The organism is Sphingobacterium sp. KH_072 (genome assembly GCF_057837975.1).
Genome location: NZ_CM174457.1, coordinates 1,904,163 through 1,920,637 on the forward strand (window position 1 = coordinate 1,904,163; position 16,475 = coordinate 1,920,637).

At 41.8% G+C, this 16,475-nt stretch carries 16 protein-coding genes; 2 read left to right on the forward strand and 14 right to left on the reverse strand.

All coding sequences use genetic code 11. The annotated features are described in order from the left end of the window. Positions 1–6: 6 nt before the first annotated feature. From AC3IRT_RS08920 to AC3IRT_RS08965, 10 genes are all read right to left on the reverse strand, one after another. Positions 7–1,131, reverse strand: coding sequence for a DNA cytosine methyltransferase (locus AC3IRT_RS08920; RefSeq protein ID WP_489396021.1), 1,125 nt, complete (start codon positions 1,129–1,131; stop codon positions 7–9). A gap of 622 nt (positions 1,132–1,753) precedes the next feature. Continuing rightward, positions 1,754–2,707: a DUF8464 domain-containing protein gene (locus tag AC3IRT_RS08925; RefSeq protein WP_489396022.1), complete on the reverse strand. Its 954-nt coding sequence runs from the start codon at positions 2,705–2,707 to the stop codon at positions 1,754–1,756. Between the two features lie 18 nt (positions 2,708–2,725). Beyond that, positions 2,726–3,568, reverse strand: a complete 843-nt coding sequence (locus tag AC3IRT_RS08930; protein ID WP_489396023.1) for a DUF8464 domain-containing protein — start codon at positions 3,566–3,568, stop codon at positions 2,726–2,728. A 27-nt stretch (positions 3,569–3,595) separates the two neighbouring features. Then, on the reverse strand, positions 3,596–3,871 hold the full coding sequence (locus tag AC3IRT_RS08935) for a hypothetical protein (protein WP_489396024.1): 276 nt from the start codon (positions 3,869–3,871) through the stop codon (positions 3,596–3,598). Positions 3,872–3,982: 111 nt separating this feature from the next. Beyond that, positions 3,983–4,276, reverse strand: coding sequence for a hypothetical protein (locus AC3IRT_RS08940; protein ID WP_489396025.1), 294 nt, complete (start codon positions 4,274–4,276; stop codon positions 3,983–3,985). A gap of 171 nt (positions 4,277–4,447) precedes the next feature. After that, entirely contained in the window at positions 4,448–4,585 is a 138-nt protein-coding gene (locus tag AC3IRT_RS08945) for a hypothetical protein (RefSeq protein ID WP_489396026.1), read from the reverse strand. Between the two features lie 296 nt (positions 4,586–4,881). After that, positions 4,882–5,748 carry an RteC domain-containing protein gene (locus AC3IRT_RS08950; RefSeq protein ID WP_489396027.1) on the reverse strand — a complete coding sequence of 289 codons (867 nt, stop codon included), beginning with the start codon at positions 5,746–5,748 and terminating at the stop codon, positions 4,882–4,884. A gap of 137 nt (positions 5,749–5,885) precedes the next feature. Then, the gene (locus AC3IRT_RS08955) at positions 5,886–6,629 is read right to left on the reverse strand and encodes a LytR/AlgR family response regulator transcription factor (RefSeq protein ID WP_489396028.1); all 744 of its coding nucleotides are present in this window, start codon (positions 6,627–6,629) and stop codon (positions 5,886–5,888) included. Between the two features lie 11 nt (positions 6,630–6,640). Next, entirely contained in the window at positions 6,641–7,249 is a 609-nt protein-coding gene (locus AC3IRT_RS08960; RefSeq protein ID WP_489396029.1) for a LytS family sensor histidine kinase, read from the reverse strand. 530 nt (positions 7,250–7,779) lie between these two features. Beyond that, positions 7,780–8,733, reverse strand: a complete 954-nt coding sequence (locus AC3IRT_RS08965) for a hypothetical protein (protein ID WP_489396030.1) — start codon at positions 8,731–8,733, stop codon at positions 7,780–7,782. A 515-nt stretch (positions 8,734–9,248) separates the two neighbouring features. Here AC3IRT_RS08965 and AC3IRT_RS08970 point away from each other — a divergent pair. Then, positions 9,249–9,767 carry a cyclic nucleotide-binding domain-containing protein gene (locus AC3IRT_RS08970; protein WP_489396031.1) on the forward strand — a complete coding sequence of 173 codons (519 nt, stop codon included), beginning with the start codon at positions 9,249–9,251 and terminating at the stop codon, positions 9,765–9,767. A 349-nt stretch (positions 9,768–10,116) separates the two neighbouring features. Next, positions 10,117–10,458, forward strand: coding sequence for a hypothetical protein (locus AC3IRT_RS08975; protein WP_489396032.1), 342 nt, complete (start codon positions 10,117–10,119; stop codon positions 10,456–10,458). Between the two features lie 219 nt (positions 10,459–10,677). Here the strand turns inward: AC3IRT_RS08975 and AC3IRT_RS08980 are convergent, their stop codons facing one another. From AC3IRT_RS08980 to AC3IRT_RS08995, 4 genes are read right to left on the reverse strand one after another with little or no spacing between them, the layout of a single operon-like run. Beyond that, positions 10,678–10,944: a hypothetical protein gene (locus AC3IRT_RS08980; RefSeq protein WP_489396033.1), complete on the reverse strand. Its 267-nt coding sequence runs from the start codon at positions 10,942–10,944 to the stop codon at positions 10,678–10,680. 12 nt (positions 10,945–10,956) lie between these two features. After that, a complete protein-coding gene (locus AC3IRT_RS08985) occupies positions 10,957–12,384 on the reverse strand; it encodes a RagB/SusD family nutrient uptake outer membrane protein (RefSeq protein ID WP_489396034.1) in 1,428 nt (475 codons plus the stop codon). Positions 12,385–12,398: 14 nt separating this feature from the next. Then, the gene (locus tag AC3IRT_RS08990) at positions 12,399–15,602 is read right to left on the reverse strand and encodes a SusC/RagA family TonB-linked outer membrane protein (protein ID WP_489396035.1); all 3,204 of its coding nucleotides are present in this window, start codon (positions 15,600–15,602) and stop codon (positions 12,399–12,401) included. Between the two features lie 20 nt (positions 15,603–15,622). Then, complete coding sequence (locus AC3IRT_RS08995) at positions 15,623–16,258, reverse strand: thioredoxin domain-containing protein (RefSeq protein WP_489396036.1); 636 nt, start codon at positions 16,256–16,258, stop codon at positions 15,623–15,625. Between the last annotated feature and the right edge of the window lie 217 nt (positions 16,259–16,475).

Here is a 16,475-nt window from a genome sequence, read left to right on the forward strand (position 1 = left end):
TTTGTTTCAGGGTTCTTTATGGTTCAAGCTTACAGATTGTATTGCCCTAAAGATTTCATGAGCAACCTGCGGAACGATGGCGTTGCCGTAGGCTTTTATACTTTCTGCTTGCCACTTAGGAAAGGTAACTCCGTCCAGTCTTTCGGAAAGCCCATCATCTCGGCCACAAACCGGGGATTCAGTTGGCCAGACATCCCAGTTAGGAATTTCCTTGCGTTCTTGTGTAATGGAACATTTGCCGATCGCTCCTTTATCGATTTGTTTACCGATGGAAGAAGATCTATCAACCGCTTTAGTGTTATAGTTTGCATGCTGCAATTCGTTTCGTGAGTAGATTGTACCCTCTCCTGTTCGACTACAGTTTGACCCATTTCCCTCACAGGCGGTATCAGACCATTTTCTGCTGCCATCATGATTAGCGCGTCCTTGATCGAACGCTGTTTTGGTTTCCCACCTGTCATTCTTCGTTCTACTGCTTGCAGTGTCTTCGTGTCTATGATGATTCGGTCGATCTGTAATGTGTTTGGCGTGGGCAACAAACCAGACCCTGTCCCTTCTGTGTGGGGCATTGACGGCAGCAGCTGGAATACACAGAATGATTGGTGTGCCGTCGGACATTTGCGGAAGATCATATCCTGCTGATGCAATTTCTGATATAATTCGTCCAATGACTCTTCGCTGGAGACGGACAATGGTCGGATTCGTTTTTTGACTACTGTCTGCACAAAAAAGCTCAACCGCTTGGACTTCCATTTCAGAAAGACTCTCTTGCTCCAAAATGGTGAATAGGCCCGCAACGTTTTCAAGAACGATCCACTCTGGCCGTGCTTCCTTAATAATTCGGATAGTCTCCGGGAAGAGGTATCGGTCATCTTTCGTGCCCTTTCTCCGTCCGGCCTGACTGAATGGCTGGCATGGAAACCCGCCGCTGATGATGTCGATGTGTCCTCGGTAGTGAGTTGCCTGAAAATCGTAGATGTCTTCATAATGTATTGTATTTGGCCAGTAATATTTGAGGACAGTTCGGCAGAACGGGTCTTTCTCGCATGAGAAAACGTTTTGCCAACCCATCCAAGAAGCGGCGATGTCAAAACCGCCGATGCCCGAAAAAAGGCTACCGTGTTTTAGCATAATAATGGTTTTAAAGGATTATGGATGTATTATCGCCATTCAGCGAATATGATGCGCTTTACAAGAAGAAAAAGGAGTTGCGACCTTTTTCCTACTCGGTCGCTGCCCGTTCCCGCAGGGATGGGTGGCTTCCGGGCAAGTTCGGCTTTTGTGAGTACGGTCGAGGATCGAGTGTCGTACGTACAAAGGCACAACTTGCACACTACAAAACAAAAAAGTGAGGTTATGCCGCGAAGGACAAAAAAAGTGGATTAGAGCGTGTTTAAGGCAATATGCTCAATGGTAACCTAACGATAGCCTACGTTTCGATCGGTCATATATAAATACATATAACTATAAGTATGGATGTCTATCCGGATAGCTATATATCTGTATGGGTAAGTATGTGTACAGCTATATATGCAGATATGTAGCTATAACTATATTGTTATAGCTATTTATTTGGATGTGCATATATCGGAATAGATAAATATCTGTGCGTACTGCTATCTGTATAGCTATCTATCGAAATATCGTGATAGCTGCTTATTTATATAATTGTATATATCGTTATCCGATTATCCGTATATCCTCATATACAGTTATCCCTATATCGGAATAGCCGATTTCGACTTTCCGAAAATCAATGTCTGGGTCCTGCCCGCTGTTGCTGTATTTTGTGTTCGTTCATGGCTACCCTCAGCATATCGTTGTAATCTTTGTACGCACTATAAACACTGGAACGGTCTTGGGCCTGTGGCACGGCTTCGATAAGCCTTTTTGTACAGTTGCGGCCGGGTTCGTCATTATCGAAATAGACGTCCACAGTCGGTATATCTTTTATCCGCTCTATGGCGTTATTCAATTGGACAATTGAGTTTAAGACAATAGCGGTAGGCGCAGGATCTGGCCGGTTGAATTTGAGCCAACTTAAATAGTCCATATAGCCTTCGAAAAGGACAGCATGTCCCTTATTACCGGGAATCACTGATATTCCTTTTTTGCCAATACTGCTCTTAAAACCTTTAGCATTGGTAAACTCCCAACTGTCTTGATCGTTCTTCCAGCCAATCGCATAGAAAGTGTTTTTATTTTCGTTGTCAAGACGGTTTCTGTAATAGATTTCTTGCAAGTGTCCATGTGCAACGTCCAATATCCCGCGTTCTTCAAGGTATTTGGTCAGGACGAAGTTTCGACCAATGGGCCCAGTTCGGACAAGTTCAAAGGTATAGCCTTTTTGCTCCTGTTGCGCAGGGGATGGGGTGAGATTATAGACAGGTATCGTAGAGACCTGCATATCGCAAGTTTCTTTTATTTTCCCAAGTACCTCCACAAAGGTAAGATCTGGCCAATACGCAAGGCCGAGTTGAACTATACTGCCGCCTTGTATGCCCGTCGAGTTCGGGCCGCCTCGGTCTAGCCATTTTCCACCCTCATCCCAAACTGTGAGCGACGGGGTATCTTGCTTGGTTTTCCGTAGCATACTGTGGTAAAAAAGTTCCTTGCCGGATTTGCGTACCGGAAGGTGGCCGAGCCGGGCGAGGAAGTCCGAAATTGGCATTTCCCGAAGATCGTCCACGTTTATATATTTTGACATAAGCAGGGATTTGGATTGTTAAAGTGGTATTACTTCTGTGTTCGGTAATCTGTCCTTGAACATTTCGGCAAGCGATTGGTAATTGCCCCTAGCTTGATCGGTGTACAGTCGCACTCTTTTAAAATGGCTAGTACGTTTCAACGATGCGGATATAAAATCTGGATGATTCAATATCAGTACCGATGCGTAATGCAGATACCTGTCGCTTCGCTTTTTCAGATAGTCTACATATTCGGGAAATATGGCAAGCGCGGTTTCACTTGCAGAAATAAAAGTCATTCCTCGTGGACCGATACAGCCCGTGTAGTTTTGGGCGCGTACTTCCCAACCTCCGTTTTCATTCATCCAACCTGCAGCACAGAAATCTTTGCGGTTGCACTTTTGATCGGTTGCATAATAATAAACTTCTCGGATGTTCAGATCGGCGAGTTCCCAAAGATTGGTTTCCCTCAGGAAATCTGTAACCTCGTTGTTGTAACCTAATGGGCGGGTACGGTCAATTTTATAATCGGGTATCTTTGTCGCTTTACGCTTCCGACGGGATCTATCTTCTTTAGCTGATTGGTGCTGTATGCTTCGAAGTTTCTCTTCGATCTGTTCTGTGGATAGATTGGGCCAATAGGTTCGGGCAAAGTCCATGAGGTTACCACCCTTACCAAGTAGACCAGATGATTTATCAAACCAAGTGTCTAATCGCTTATTGACCTTTAAGACTATTTTGTTGTTGGTTCGATTTCCGATTACGCTTGCGTATAGATATTCATCGCCATCCGTCGATACAGGTTCATGTCCCAATGATTTTAGCAAGGTGACGATAGTCAACAGCTCATCGTGTGATGTATTGCTTTTGTAAAATGTCATAGAAATACTTTTAATGTGGGGCTAGATTTATAGGTAGCGCATCGCTTCGCGAGATTTGCTCACGGCTTCGATCTCCATGCGGTCGATCCGCCATGCTGCGGAGTTACTTCCGTCTTTGAGTGGTGTGATGATACCCAGACCGATCCAATGCTCAACGTTCTTTCGACCATAATGACTGAATGCCTCCGATTTTTTAAGGTATGGCCTGATGTATCCGGTCTTGGAAAGAGCCAATTTTGCACCCATTTCCGCGGCATAGGATAGCAGTGTTTGCAATTGCAGTGGTGTCAGTAGTATGCGCATAGTGTCTTGAGGTTTTAACGATTTACTGATATAGGGGAGTAAGAAGTTACTCCAGCGGAGCTGGCAACATATAATTAGCCTACTATGATCCGCTCTTATCGGCTGGTCAGTTTATCTGTCCGTTACAGGCAGATAGGTCATTCGGTTACTTAACCCTGATATGGTTTCAAGTTCCGATCTGTCGAGAAAAATGCGGGAGCTCTCATCTGTATGTGTGCAGATCAGCCCCTCTCGTAACCATCTATCGACATTACTTCGGCCATAAAGCCGGTAAGCTGTAGCTTTGGTCAGTTTATCGAAAATAGGTTGTTCTTTTTTCAGGGCATTACCAATCCCCTCTTGAACAGATTTTTTTAATAGTGTTGCTAGCTCGTTGCTCGAAAGGTGGTTTTTGCGTGTTGGCATAATTGTATGGTATCGTTTCTGAATGGCTTTTTGTAAAATAAGAGGGAGCCAAAAGGCTCCCTCTGTATATTTTTATTCAAATAATGTCTTTGATTTTTGCTGTAAAGCCGATAACGTATCGCTACGGAACGGACCGCTCTATATTTCAATCGGGAATACTCACGTGGGTATCTACGTACCCGCCGAAACCGGCTGCCTATGGTTCATCGTAGCGACACTTCCGGCATACACGTATGCTGGAATAAAACTGCCCGACTGCTCAATAATTTCTCGGCTCATCGCCGGAAATGCTTCTTCCCCCAATGTCAAAGAACGTGTCCTTTTGTGGGGTCAAAATTGTTGAGGTTGCAGACAGGGATTTCCCAATATGGAGATATTGGTATCGATTTTTATTAGGTGGTTTTTCTAGGTGTTAGAATGTAGTATCAGAAAGATTTTTTTGGCGTTATGAGGGATTATCTGTGAATTGAGGATAGAAACAGCGTATTTGTTCTAACAGAGGAACTTTAGGAGTTTTCCGAAATTGGTATGGGTCAAATCCTTTAACAAGATGGGGATATTGGTATAGTTATTTTTTTTGAATTTGGTGGTTTTCGGTCGGTCAATTAATTTTTTTGGCGTCTTTTCTGGGTTTTGTATTTTAAAGACTCTTCAATATGCTTGTGAATGGCACCGCGCATCTCATCAAGATATTTAGTATGGCTAATGGTCTTGCGCCGAGTAATATCGACAAACATGCGGTATGCTTGCGCCAAATCTTCGTTAAAACTTTCTTCTAACCAAGTAACTATATCCGAAATATCGGCATTCCCTCCATTAACACGCCGCGTAAAATATATCCCATATGCAAATTCCACAAGTTCCATTTTAGTACCTGACCACGAGCGTTTTTTCTTATTTATAACTTGCTGGGCTAACATATATTCCGAATTAAAGTGCAATAACTTAATGCGCGTGATTAGGAAATCAAGGAGCATGTCGTTGGCTCTAAAAACAGCAAATAAATGATCAAGTTCAGTGGAAAATTCATGATCACCTTCTAAGAGTTCTCTCCCTGGTGGGAACAAAGATCTTTTACGAACGAGGAAAAAGTCTTTATCCATTGCGGATTCGTTCATAAGATAATATTGATAGTAAAATGCGTGAAGTCGGAAAAATCTGTTGATAATGTCTATCTCATGGTTGTAGTATTCCACTAGCATACTATCGGTACCTTTGGGAGTAGAGGAAATTATCTGATGCAGCTCGACCACAAATATCTGCCAGGCACAGAAACGTGGCTTTTGAAATTTAAAAAAACGTACCTCTTTGCTTTCATCAATATTTTCGGAAGATTGAAAGTGAGACTTTAAGCTTTTAACGGTACTGTTTATACAGGTTAATGATAGCGTAAGATCGTCAACAGACTCTCTCAAATCGCTATTTATTTCTCCCAGTCTCCTAATCATATCTATATATAGCTCTTCAGCCATTATTTCGATCATATTAATAACTATTAAGAATGGTGTATATCAATTTTAGATACTCTACACCTAAGGCGAAAAACTATTTAGATGAACGTTACACGTCAGTGAAAAGAGTAATTAAACTATAGTGGTGTGCATTTTCTTTAGCACAATCTGTTTTCGTCTTCTAAAAATTGATCAAACTTTTTATACAACATCCTGTCTCCTGCGGGTATCTGAATTTGGTTTACAGTAAGATGAACCACTCGGTTGTGATATCTCCGGAAGAAATTGATATTAAAGATATAACTTTGATGACACTGGATAAACCAATACCGAGGAAGCATATCAATGACCTCTCGCAGTGGCATATTACTTACCAAGGGCTCGTCATATCCTATCTGATAGATAAGTACTTTTTTATCTCTACTTTCGATATACATAACATTTTTGTACCAGACTATTTGTCGTTCAAACTTTGCTGGACCTCTCACTTGATGGTAGTCACAAAGCTCATCTAATGAACTATCGGCAAGAATACTGTCGCGAAGTTCTTTATTTACTCGCCTCAAAGCTCCACGAAACCTACTTGGGCTAACAGGCTTTAACAGCACATCAACTAGTGTCAAATCATATCCGCGATCCTCGTATTTAGAATGTGCAGTATATAGTATAGTGGGAATTCTAGGATTCGGTAAAGTTGTCATGAAATCAAAAGCATTTATAGTTCCTAACTCTACATCAATTATAATAAAGTCAATCTGGTTACGTCTTATAAATGATTGCGCTTTTAAAGGGTCTTGAAAAGTTCCTATGATCTCTACAAATTCAATATTTTTACTAAGATCCAGCAGATGATCTATACTTGCTTGCTGGTCATCGATAATTATCGTATGATACTTTCTCATTACCTAAACATTTAAATTTCAATTTTTATTTTCACTTTGAACTGAGATTCCTCGTTATCAATATTCAACTGAAAACCAGTCCTATAAACATATTGCAAACGCCTTTTTAAGGCTCTCAATCCAACTTTATGTCCTATCGGACATCTATTTTGTCTTATTTTATTTTCAACTGAGACCTTAATGTGTTCACTCAAAACATTAAAAACGACGGTTATTGGAAATGCCGGATCATCTGTGACACCATGTTTTAGGGCGTTCTCTACCAAAGTCATTAAAGTTGTAGGTGGAATTAAGTTACTATTCAGGTTACCGTTTGTTTTCCACTCCACCTCAATCGGTGCAGAGGTCAAGGATCGCTGTATATTGATATAAGATTTTACAGTGTTTAATTCCTCGCTACATAATATAAATTTGGGTGTATCCGAATCATGGGAGCGCATGAAATACATCATAAGTTCATGCATGTTATCGATTTGGGTTGATAACATTGGGCTTGTGTTACGCAAATTATTTTTCCAGTACCCAAATACGTTTACCATCGTATGTGCTGATACGTGTTCAGCTAGCGAAAAGTATTCAAATTTATCTCGCTGCTTTTCAGCAGATACTTTCTGCTCCATCTGCTCGATTTTGTTTCTCAGTTCATCAATTCTCCGCTCGTATTCGTTATACAGTATAGCTAGTAATGTAAAATGTCCGTGCATAATCAATAATGTCTGCAAAAATTCGCGTAGATTAAATGCGTAATCCGATACAACATAGGCTCCGTAAAGTAAGGCGGTATGATGATTCCCATATGTTAAAATATAAATCACACAGGATGAAAGCGTGTAAAATAATATCATTAAAAGGATACCACTCACAATCTTACTTCTTCTAAAACACTTCTTTAGAATAGCCGCTATTACATAAAATATGACCGCGAAATAGGGAACACTGAAAACCGCTAGCATAAAAGACATATCCCTATTCCCTAGCAGATTTACACTGTAGAAGTACAGTAGGTAGATAAGCCAAAAGTAACAGTGACGATAAATATTCCCTCTAGTTTTCATATCGATATTGATAATAAGAGATTTAGTTAGTAGCAGGAATAAATGGAGATTTTATTCATTGCCTCATGAAAAATACTAATTTACATATCTTCAAACTATATAATCAACAAATCGTCCAATTTTTCTCTCGATGTAGCATATGATTTGTACGAATATTTATCTAAAATGAAATAGCTACCCTTCAAAATATAAGGAGCAAACCTATTAACTGTATCCCAATGTGAAAGATCAGACTTTGGACGGTTTGATTGATGTAAATGAAACCAACACTCCCACATTTCCGGATTTTTCAACAGAAAATATCCAAAATCCGAATATATTTTAGCAATTACCCGCTTAGCATAAGAACTTGGAGAATCATTTGGAAGCTTAGGATAAATTTTTAGGGTATTATTGTCTCTTTCATTGTCATCTATATCACCAGTCTGAATATAGAGAGCGACAGGCAAATTGAACATGTATGCAAACTTCAGAAACGAAATTTTACTAAAAATGTGACCATGCCCAAAAGGTATCTTCACTTGAGATCGCTTTTTTTCTGGATGTAAATTTTGAACCCCAGACCCTCCATCAAGATAGCATAGTGTATGGTAACCTAATTTTAAATATTTGGCTATTTTGAGAAAAAGAAAGGGATCCTCAGCATCTAATAGAGTGATGTTTTTTGCTCTTTCTACTCCTAAAATGAAAGTATAGTACTTCCTTTGCGAGTCAAGTATTTGTTTTGCAACAGGTATGCATAATTTGTATCCATCATTAACCATTTTTAAAGGAAGGATACGATACATACCAAAATGAAAGGTCACTATAAATGAGGTTATTTTAAGTGTATCAAAAAAATGTGTTGAAAGTTTTTGCGACCGATTACCTACATCGTAGCTTGCTTGAATTTTTTGAAATACTTTACTTTGTTCATAAATGTTAGACAACTCTTCGAACGTTGACAAATTGGAAATATGCTGGATATTAGCAGAGAAGAGTGCAAATTCTAAAGAATGTCCACTATTTAGATAATAATCGTTTACTTTATTACTTTTCGATATTAACATATCAAGATTACTTTTAAGCTTCGGGAATTAAAAGTTAGACAGCGTGATTAAACGCTGCCTAAAAATTTAATCTCAGAAAGGAAAAGCTATTAAGCATTTTCTTCCTGGTGACTCCTCTTCGGCAACAACCAAAACCTCTTCGAGAGATAATGGAACTGCTGAGAAGATTTCATACAGGTTCACAATCTGATGTAAATCCATGATGTATCCCTTCTACTTTTATAAAACCAAATTCCGATCTCGCATCGGAAAAACGGCTTCAGGCCTTGAAGACTAATTGATCGATCAGCTCCTAAATTCAGGTATTTGGTATAGCCAGTCAAGAATCAGGTATCATAATACCTGTTGATAGTTGTAAAATATTATATAAGTGGAAAGAAGCACAGCAAATGCCATAATACTCTAGGCAAATGGCATTATAGCCTATGTTTCGCAGAATTTGATTTCATTGATTAACTTTTCTCGAAAATTCAAGGTCAATTTCGATCAGGATGTAAACATCGAAAGGAAAAGAAATGAATGCAGACCTACATTCTTTCCTATTAAAATTTGATAAGAGTTATCAAGATTTCCTTCCAAATTTCTGGAAGCATATTAATACGGTTTCACTTGAAGATGGAGAGTATCTACCAAATAACTCAGGTGATATATTTTTTGTTAGTACTGGATATCTCGGAAAGTACTATAAGGAGAAGCCCGAAAGATACGTAGCACCTGGTGAGCTCATAATAATCCCCTTGTCCACTCACTCGAATTATTTTAAATCATTAACCAGCTCCGAGGTGTATCAAATTGAACGCAAAAAACTTCATTCTATAATAAAGAAATCTCCTGAAGCTCTCATCTTATTTGAGAAGATCAAAGAAGTCCATTTACATGATCTTCAGTTCAGATATCGCCTTTTAAAACTCCCTAAAAGTGAAAGATTAGAATATTTTAAAAAGAGCTACTCAACAATAGCGAGCCTTGTCTCAAGGAAAGAGCTAGCCGATCATTTAGATACCAGCACTGAATATTTAAGAAGATTTTTCTAAACATTATTGCAGAACATAACACATTGATAATAGTACATCAAATCTAACCATTACCCCCCTTCCCATAAGAAAAATCCATCGCAAATAGTTGGCAAAATTTTGCCAACTATTTGCGATGGCTCGTCCCTAACTTTGAAATATGAAGCGGTAGAAATCTTGCTGAGAGCATTTCAAAACCGAAAAATAATATTGATCATGAATACATTCAAAATATATAACAGAAGAAAGTTCGCGGTATTCCCGATATGGGTCTGCTGGTTTTATTCGACCAGTAGGCCTTTATAAGATCAATGATATTTTATGCTTGCACGTAAGTAAGCGATTGACAAACATTCAAAATTTTAATAACATGAAAAATACATTTGCAGTGAAGACATCACTCTTCACGTTAATCTTAGCGCTAATTGCAATCGGAACATTTGCATTTACCGCAGTGATGAATAAAACCAATATTCCATTAAATAAGGTTGTTAGTACTTACCACTTTACCGGAGATAGTAACGACGAAGGTCAGTTTTCGGACATTGAAAACTGGCAACCCGGTCCCGCCATTGATGCTTGTGGTGACAGGGGCGAAAAGCCATGTGAAATAAACGTGGAAGCAAGCGATCTGGATGAGCTGGAAACTTTCCTTGGTGGAATGAGTAACCAAGCAGTATTACAACTGAACCCAAATTCGAAGCGTCCTTAACCGTTGTCGAGTTATGAAAATGGCGGTCAACAAAATGGTGTTGACCGCCTAATTTAATATCCCCTAGATGGAAGCCCATTCTGTCTATCATTTATCTTCATCGAACAATCAGTAGTCCAAGCTACTGAATACTGTGCTAATCACGGATCAATTCGCTATCCTTCTACAGTTGTAATCCTTATAAATTATGGGTCATAATAATTGTTAACATATTATTAATCAATGGATTTTAGCATCAAACTTACACTGGATTTCGATTGTACTAATAGCCCGTATCACATCCAGAAGATCTCCTTTTTTGATGAGCACTCCACTAATACTGGCAAATAGTACACTAGCTTTAACAACAAAGTATTCATCTGCTACGTCAAGCTCTACCATAAGTAGCCGTTCCAGTAGCATTCTGTGCTCAGATTTCCAGCCTTTCATCTCTGCTTTATTACCTAGATAGTATTTAATGACATTCTCCTTTTTAATGAATAACATATATGCATCTGCTTATCTTGGATTCTGCTGGATATTCGATAGCGTAATTACTTCCTCTGGAATAGCGATAGCATAACGCGGATCATTCGGCGGTAGCTGGTACCGCTGCCCATCGGAAAACCTTTCCAAGGTGATACCTACCCCATCCCGATTATACCTTTTTATGTCCGCCCATCTCAGTGCGCGCATCACTAGCTCCTTACGCCGCTCATCTCTAATGATCGCTATAGCGGTATCTTTATCCTTGAATATGTAATCTGTGAAATTGGATACCCGGTAGCGAGTCACCAAAAGTTGATTCAGCGCATCAGCTGCACCACCAAGATCTCCTAATTGTGCCTTGCACTCCGCTATCATCAGTAGTATTTCTGCCGAACTTATTCCATTGGTTACACTCATCGCCGCAGTATGACCACCCCGGAAAAAGTAGGTGTCATCTGGATTTGCCCGATAATAGATTCGCTTGCGCAGGTCATGCGCTGTATACATATCATATAACTCGGGGACTATCTTGGCAATGCTTGTACTCAGCGGCCCGCCATAAAGCGTATTGCTCCATAGCAGCAACTCTTCGCTACTATTGCTCGTGACTGGAATTGGATATAGTGGCGTCTCGCTGAGTGTATTGAAATCAATAAGGCTTAAACTTGAAAGATCTATTTCATTCAGGTTCTGTAGTGACCCGCTATAGTCTCCCATGTATAAATACGTTCTAGCTAGCATCGCGAGCGCGACTGTTCTGGTCGGTGCTGTCTTTCCCGGTTGACGCTCGGGCAAAAGCGCAATAGCAAGCTGCAAATCGCTGATGATCTGCTGGTAGGTTTGTTCTAGCGTAGCACGCACCGAAGGTATATTGGGATCTGGATCGAGTTTTAGTACGATGCCCAAATCCTGCTGGGAAGTCTGGTTATTATAAGCGACACACCAAGTCTGTGCAGCATCCAAGAAGCGGCTTGCGCGCATAAATAGTGCATGCCCGCGGATCTGATCGGCTTGCACTCCTGTCAGGTTTTGCTCATCCATACCCTGAAGCACCAGATTGCAAATGTTAACTGCATAATAGCAGTTGTACCACTCATCACCACCCGAACTCTGCGGACGAGCCACAAAGTCTGGTTGCCAGGTGTACATTCTCCGATCACTTTCATATCCTAATCCCCGCACGTCGGCATCACCTAGATAGAAATCCGCTGCACTCACTTCTCCTGCAGCAACGTAGTCGTTATTTATATTACCAAAATTGTCTAGCATCGCTTGAAAGTCCCCTACCGTGGCGGGAACAGATAAGCGCTGATCTGCCTTTTGTTCTAGAAAGCTATTGCAGCTTGATAATTGGATCATGACTATGGCCATCAGGACTCCTGCATACACCATCTTTTTTGATGGTATGGACAAAAATCTGCTTCGCCAGTTTCTATATTTTCTAATTTGTAATTCCATCGCTATATTGATTTTTAAAAGTTTGCGCGCATTCCCATGGTATAGCCTGCCGGACGGACCAGCCTTGTACCGGCCGTATTATTAAAGTCTGGATCAATTCCATGCTTATTCGCTCGCCAGAGTATGCCCAAATTATTGGCATTCAAATAAAGCTGTACCAGATGCTGTCTGCCAGCAACTCGCAAGGGCAAACGGTAGTTCAGATTAACATACTGCAAGCGGATATGATCGCCTTTTTCCACCAGCGCGCTAGATCCAGTATAAAAGTTATCCCGCTGGGAGTTCGTGCTATACATATTTGCTGGAATGTCGGTATTCAATTCATCACCGGGCTGCTGCCACCGGTTCTCATAATCGCTATGGCCGCGCCAGCTATTCATTAAATTAGTGTAGTGAATCGATCCCCTGCGAAACCAGTAGCCCAACTTATAGGATATCCCCACCTGCACACTGATCCCTTTATAGCCAATGGAGTTAATAAAAGAACCAAAACTGGTCGGTATCGACGAGCCGAAAAACTCCAGCTCTTCCAGCGTGGTTCCTGCACCGATAATAGTACGATAGTCCGTACTGATTTCTCCATCCAAGTATCCTTGCGCAGCACCTGTTTGTCCATCAAGGCCTGCCCAGGGGTAGGCAAATACCGAATAAACTGGTTTGCCCGCCACGCCCGATATAGGGACATTACTCGGATTGACATACTGATTGGCTAGCGTACGGTTGATCAAATACTGCTCGATCTGATCTTTAAAGAAACTGTAGTTTACTATGCTCGACCATTCTAGTGCGTTTGTTTTTATATTGATCGTTTTTAGTTCAACATCTATCCCATTTCCCGACATGCTGGCTACATTACGTAGCGTGTATGGCGGAATACCAGTCGTATAGTCTAGGGGTGCAGCGCCAAACAAGTCACTACCTTTTTTACGGAAGTACTCCACGCTAGCCATGATCCGGTTATCCAGCATACGCAGATCAGCGGCTAGATTGATCATGTTGGATGTCTCCCAACGCAATGAGGGGTTGTAATAGTTATTAACTACAGCAACGGGCCTGCCCGTGTAGTTAGAATTGCCAGGCAAATAACGAATGGTATTCACCGCCGCCATCGCTGGGTCAATATTACCGCTAAAGCCATAAGTAGCTCGCACATTCAGGTAACCTATTAAATTCGAGCTAAAAAAAGACTCCTCAGAGATTTTCCATGCACCGCCCAGCGACCAAAACGGGTTCCATTGATCATTGGTGTTTAGTCCGAATAGGTTGCTGGCATCCCGGCGCACGCTGCCTGAGAGCGTATACTTGCCGAGATAGGTATAGGCCGCATTACCATACTGCGATAAAAAGCGTGTCTGGGTTGCCGAGACAAACTGATTGTTGGGGATAAAGCTACTGCCTGAGATAAAACTAGGGTAACTGCGGGTGAAATCCACCAGACCGCTGGTCATATTATCAGGATTATACCCATACAGCCGGTGCTGGTCAGACTCGCGAACAACCGAGCGCATCTCGATACCAACAATACCGCTGATATGATGCGTATCGCTGATACTGCGATCATAGGCCAACTGACCGCGTACATTGTTGCTGCGTAGCATACCGCCAGAAAGGTCATTTATACCACCTCTTGGCACGGCATAACTGGCCAGCCCCTGATTATTGATTTGCGTGTAGCGGTTAACAAAGTCACGCGCCGTGTAGCTTTGCGGGTCTGCCAGCGTTTGGCCGCTATCATATTGCCGCTCGAACTGATAATTAACCGACGCGTTAAGTCCAGGCAGTATCTTATAATCAAGCGCCGCGGTAGCCAACATATTTGAAGAGCGGCTAGAACTGATATTATGCTGCCAGTCGGTCAGCGGATAGTAATTCCAGTCTTGCAATAACCCTTGTCCGACCGAATTGATATAGCTATTGTTCCAAGTATTAAATACGGCCTTTGGCTGGCCATGCTGGTCAGCAAGTTCCATGTATGGAACAAACACGCCGCCATTCATCGAAATACCGCTATAGCCCAGCCTGCCTGAGCGTGTGCCCGACTCGGTATAATAAATGCCGGTACGTATGGAAAGTGACTCTAGCGTCTTGTAGGTGTTTTCAAAGCGCAGATTCAGCCTTCTATATCCTTCCCCTAAGTTATCTCGATTACGATCATATCCTGCTGCCGATGACCAGGACAATTTTTCAGATCCTCCTTGCAATCCCAAATAGTACTGCTGATTTACCCCAGCTCGATACATGTGCTGATTCAGCTGATCCCGTGCATCAATGCCTCGTAGCCGCTGTAACTCCGTATCTACCTGCCCGGCATCAAGAGATCCCTCTGCCAGTTTGCTCAGCATATCCACTACTGGAGAAATCACCGGCCGAGAAGCGGAAGAGATGCGGCTATTGTAAAATCCTTGATTAAATAGTTCTACTTCCATGTCGATATAGTCCGCACTAGACATTTGGCGGATGTAACCTAAATTTGGTTTAGCAGTAATGGTCATATGGCTATTGAACTCGATAGATATCGGTCTATCAAATGATCCTTTTTTTGTGGTGATCACAATCACGCCATTAGCCGCTCTAGCACCCCAGATGCTGGATGCTGCGGCATCTTTTAAGACGGTGATACTCTCGACGATATTAGGATTAATGTTGTTGATATCACCTTCATATGGAAAGTTGTCCAGCACGATTAACGGATCACGAGGTCCTTGAATGGTGGATAGCCCGCGAACCATTAGCCTTGGAGTAGCTAAGCTATTATCAGTCGTGATGCTACTGGCAATAGCGGGTAGCCGCGAGATGATATCGGGGCCAACCTGCTGATTGAAAAGATCCCTATCTACTGATGAGAAGGAACCAGTTGCCCTTTCGCGCGGTAGCTGCTGATACCCGGTGGAGACAACTGTAACTGAGTCTACCGAGCGCACGTCAGGCTCCAGTCGAACAGTCAACGTATCCATATCCGCATCCATGATTGCTGTCGTAAATGTGCGGTAGCCTTGATGTTCAACCACAAATCGTCTTTCTGCAGATGGGTGTATTCCCAATACAAAGCGGCCGCGAAGATCGCTAAGTGTAGAATTATCTAAACCCGACTGACGGATCGTTGCCCCACGAATGGGCAGGCCATCGTGTTTTGATACGACCCTGCCGCGCAGCTGCTGGCCGCGCGCTGTATGGTAGGATAAAGCTAGGGTTAGTGCAAGTAAGTATATTGTTTTCATAATAAGAATAGGGTGGCTGGTTAAAGGTTTTGTTTATCAAGGTGGTATTCGATGATATCCTGCACAACTCCGCCCCCACCTGTGAATGCGCGGATGAAGCCGTTCCTAGATATCCACACGTAATTAGGTATTAAGCGGTGGGGAAATTGCGCGATCAGCGTTTCATCGAAAATAATGGAGGGCAGACTGGTGCCGCCAACATCAGGCAATACGTCCTTATAGCACTGATCGATTTTTTCAAAAGAGTCTTTATACTTTGAAGGATTGACCAATACAAAGACTACATCATCGGGGTATTGCTCACTGAACCTATCTAGTTTGGCAAAGCCTGAACGGCACGCTCCGCACCAAGTAGCCCAAAAGTCCAAGATCAACAGCTTGCCTTTGAACTGCTCCAGCGTGCCACGAACGGTGTCACCAGCGGTATAAAATAGATGCTGCTGAGTCCAGAACTCATCAGTTAACTTTTCACCCATGAAAACTGGGCTTACTGCTTTAACCTTTACACCAGCCTCGCTATCCGAGCGAGACTGGGCAAAGGCATTATTAACAAACACGTATGAACTTAGAGTCAGTAAAATGGATAGCCTCGCTAAGGCCCTAAAATTGTATTTTGAATTAGGCCAAAGCGTGGCCAAGGCATAGGAAAATGTCATTTTTTGTTGGATTAATAATGTTGGTATTTCGATTTTCTACTACCTATAAGTCCCTAAATTCCGGGCACAGGGAGTGCTAATAAAATCATTTTGGCGGATTGGAAAAGAAAAGCTAATTTTAGAGTGCTTAAGAAAAAAACTACCTTAACGATCCAATTGTAACTGCCAGAAAAGAATTTTTGTCAGATTTAAAAGGTCGGTCAGGACATCCGGGAGA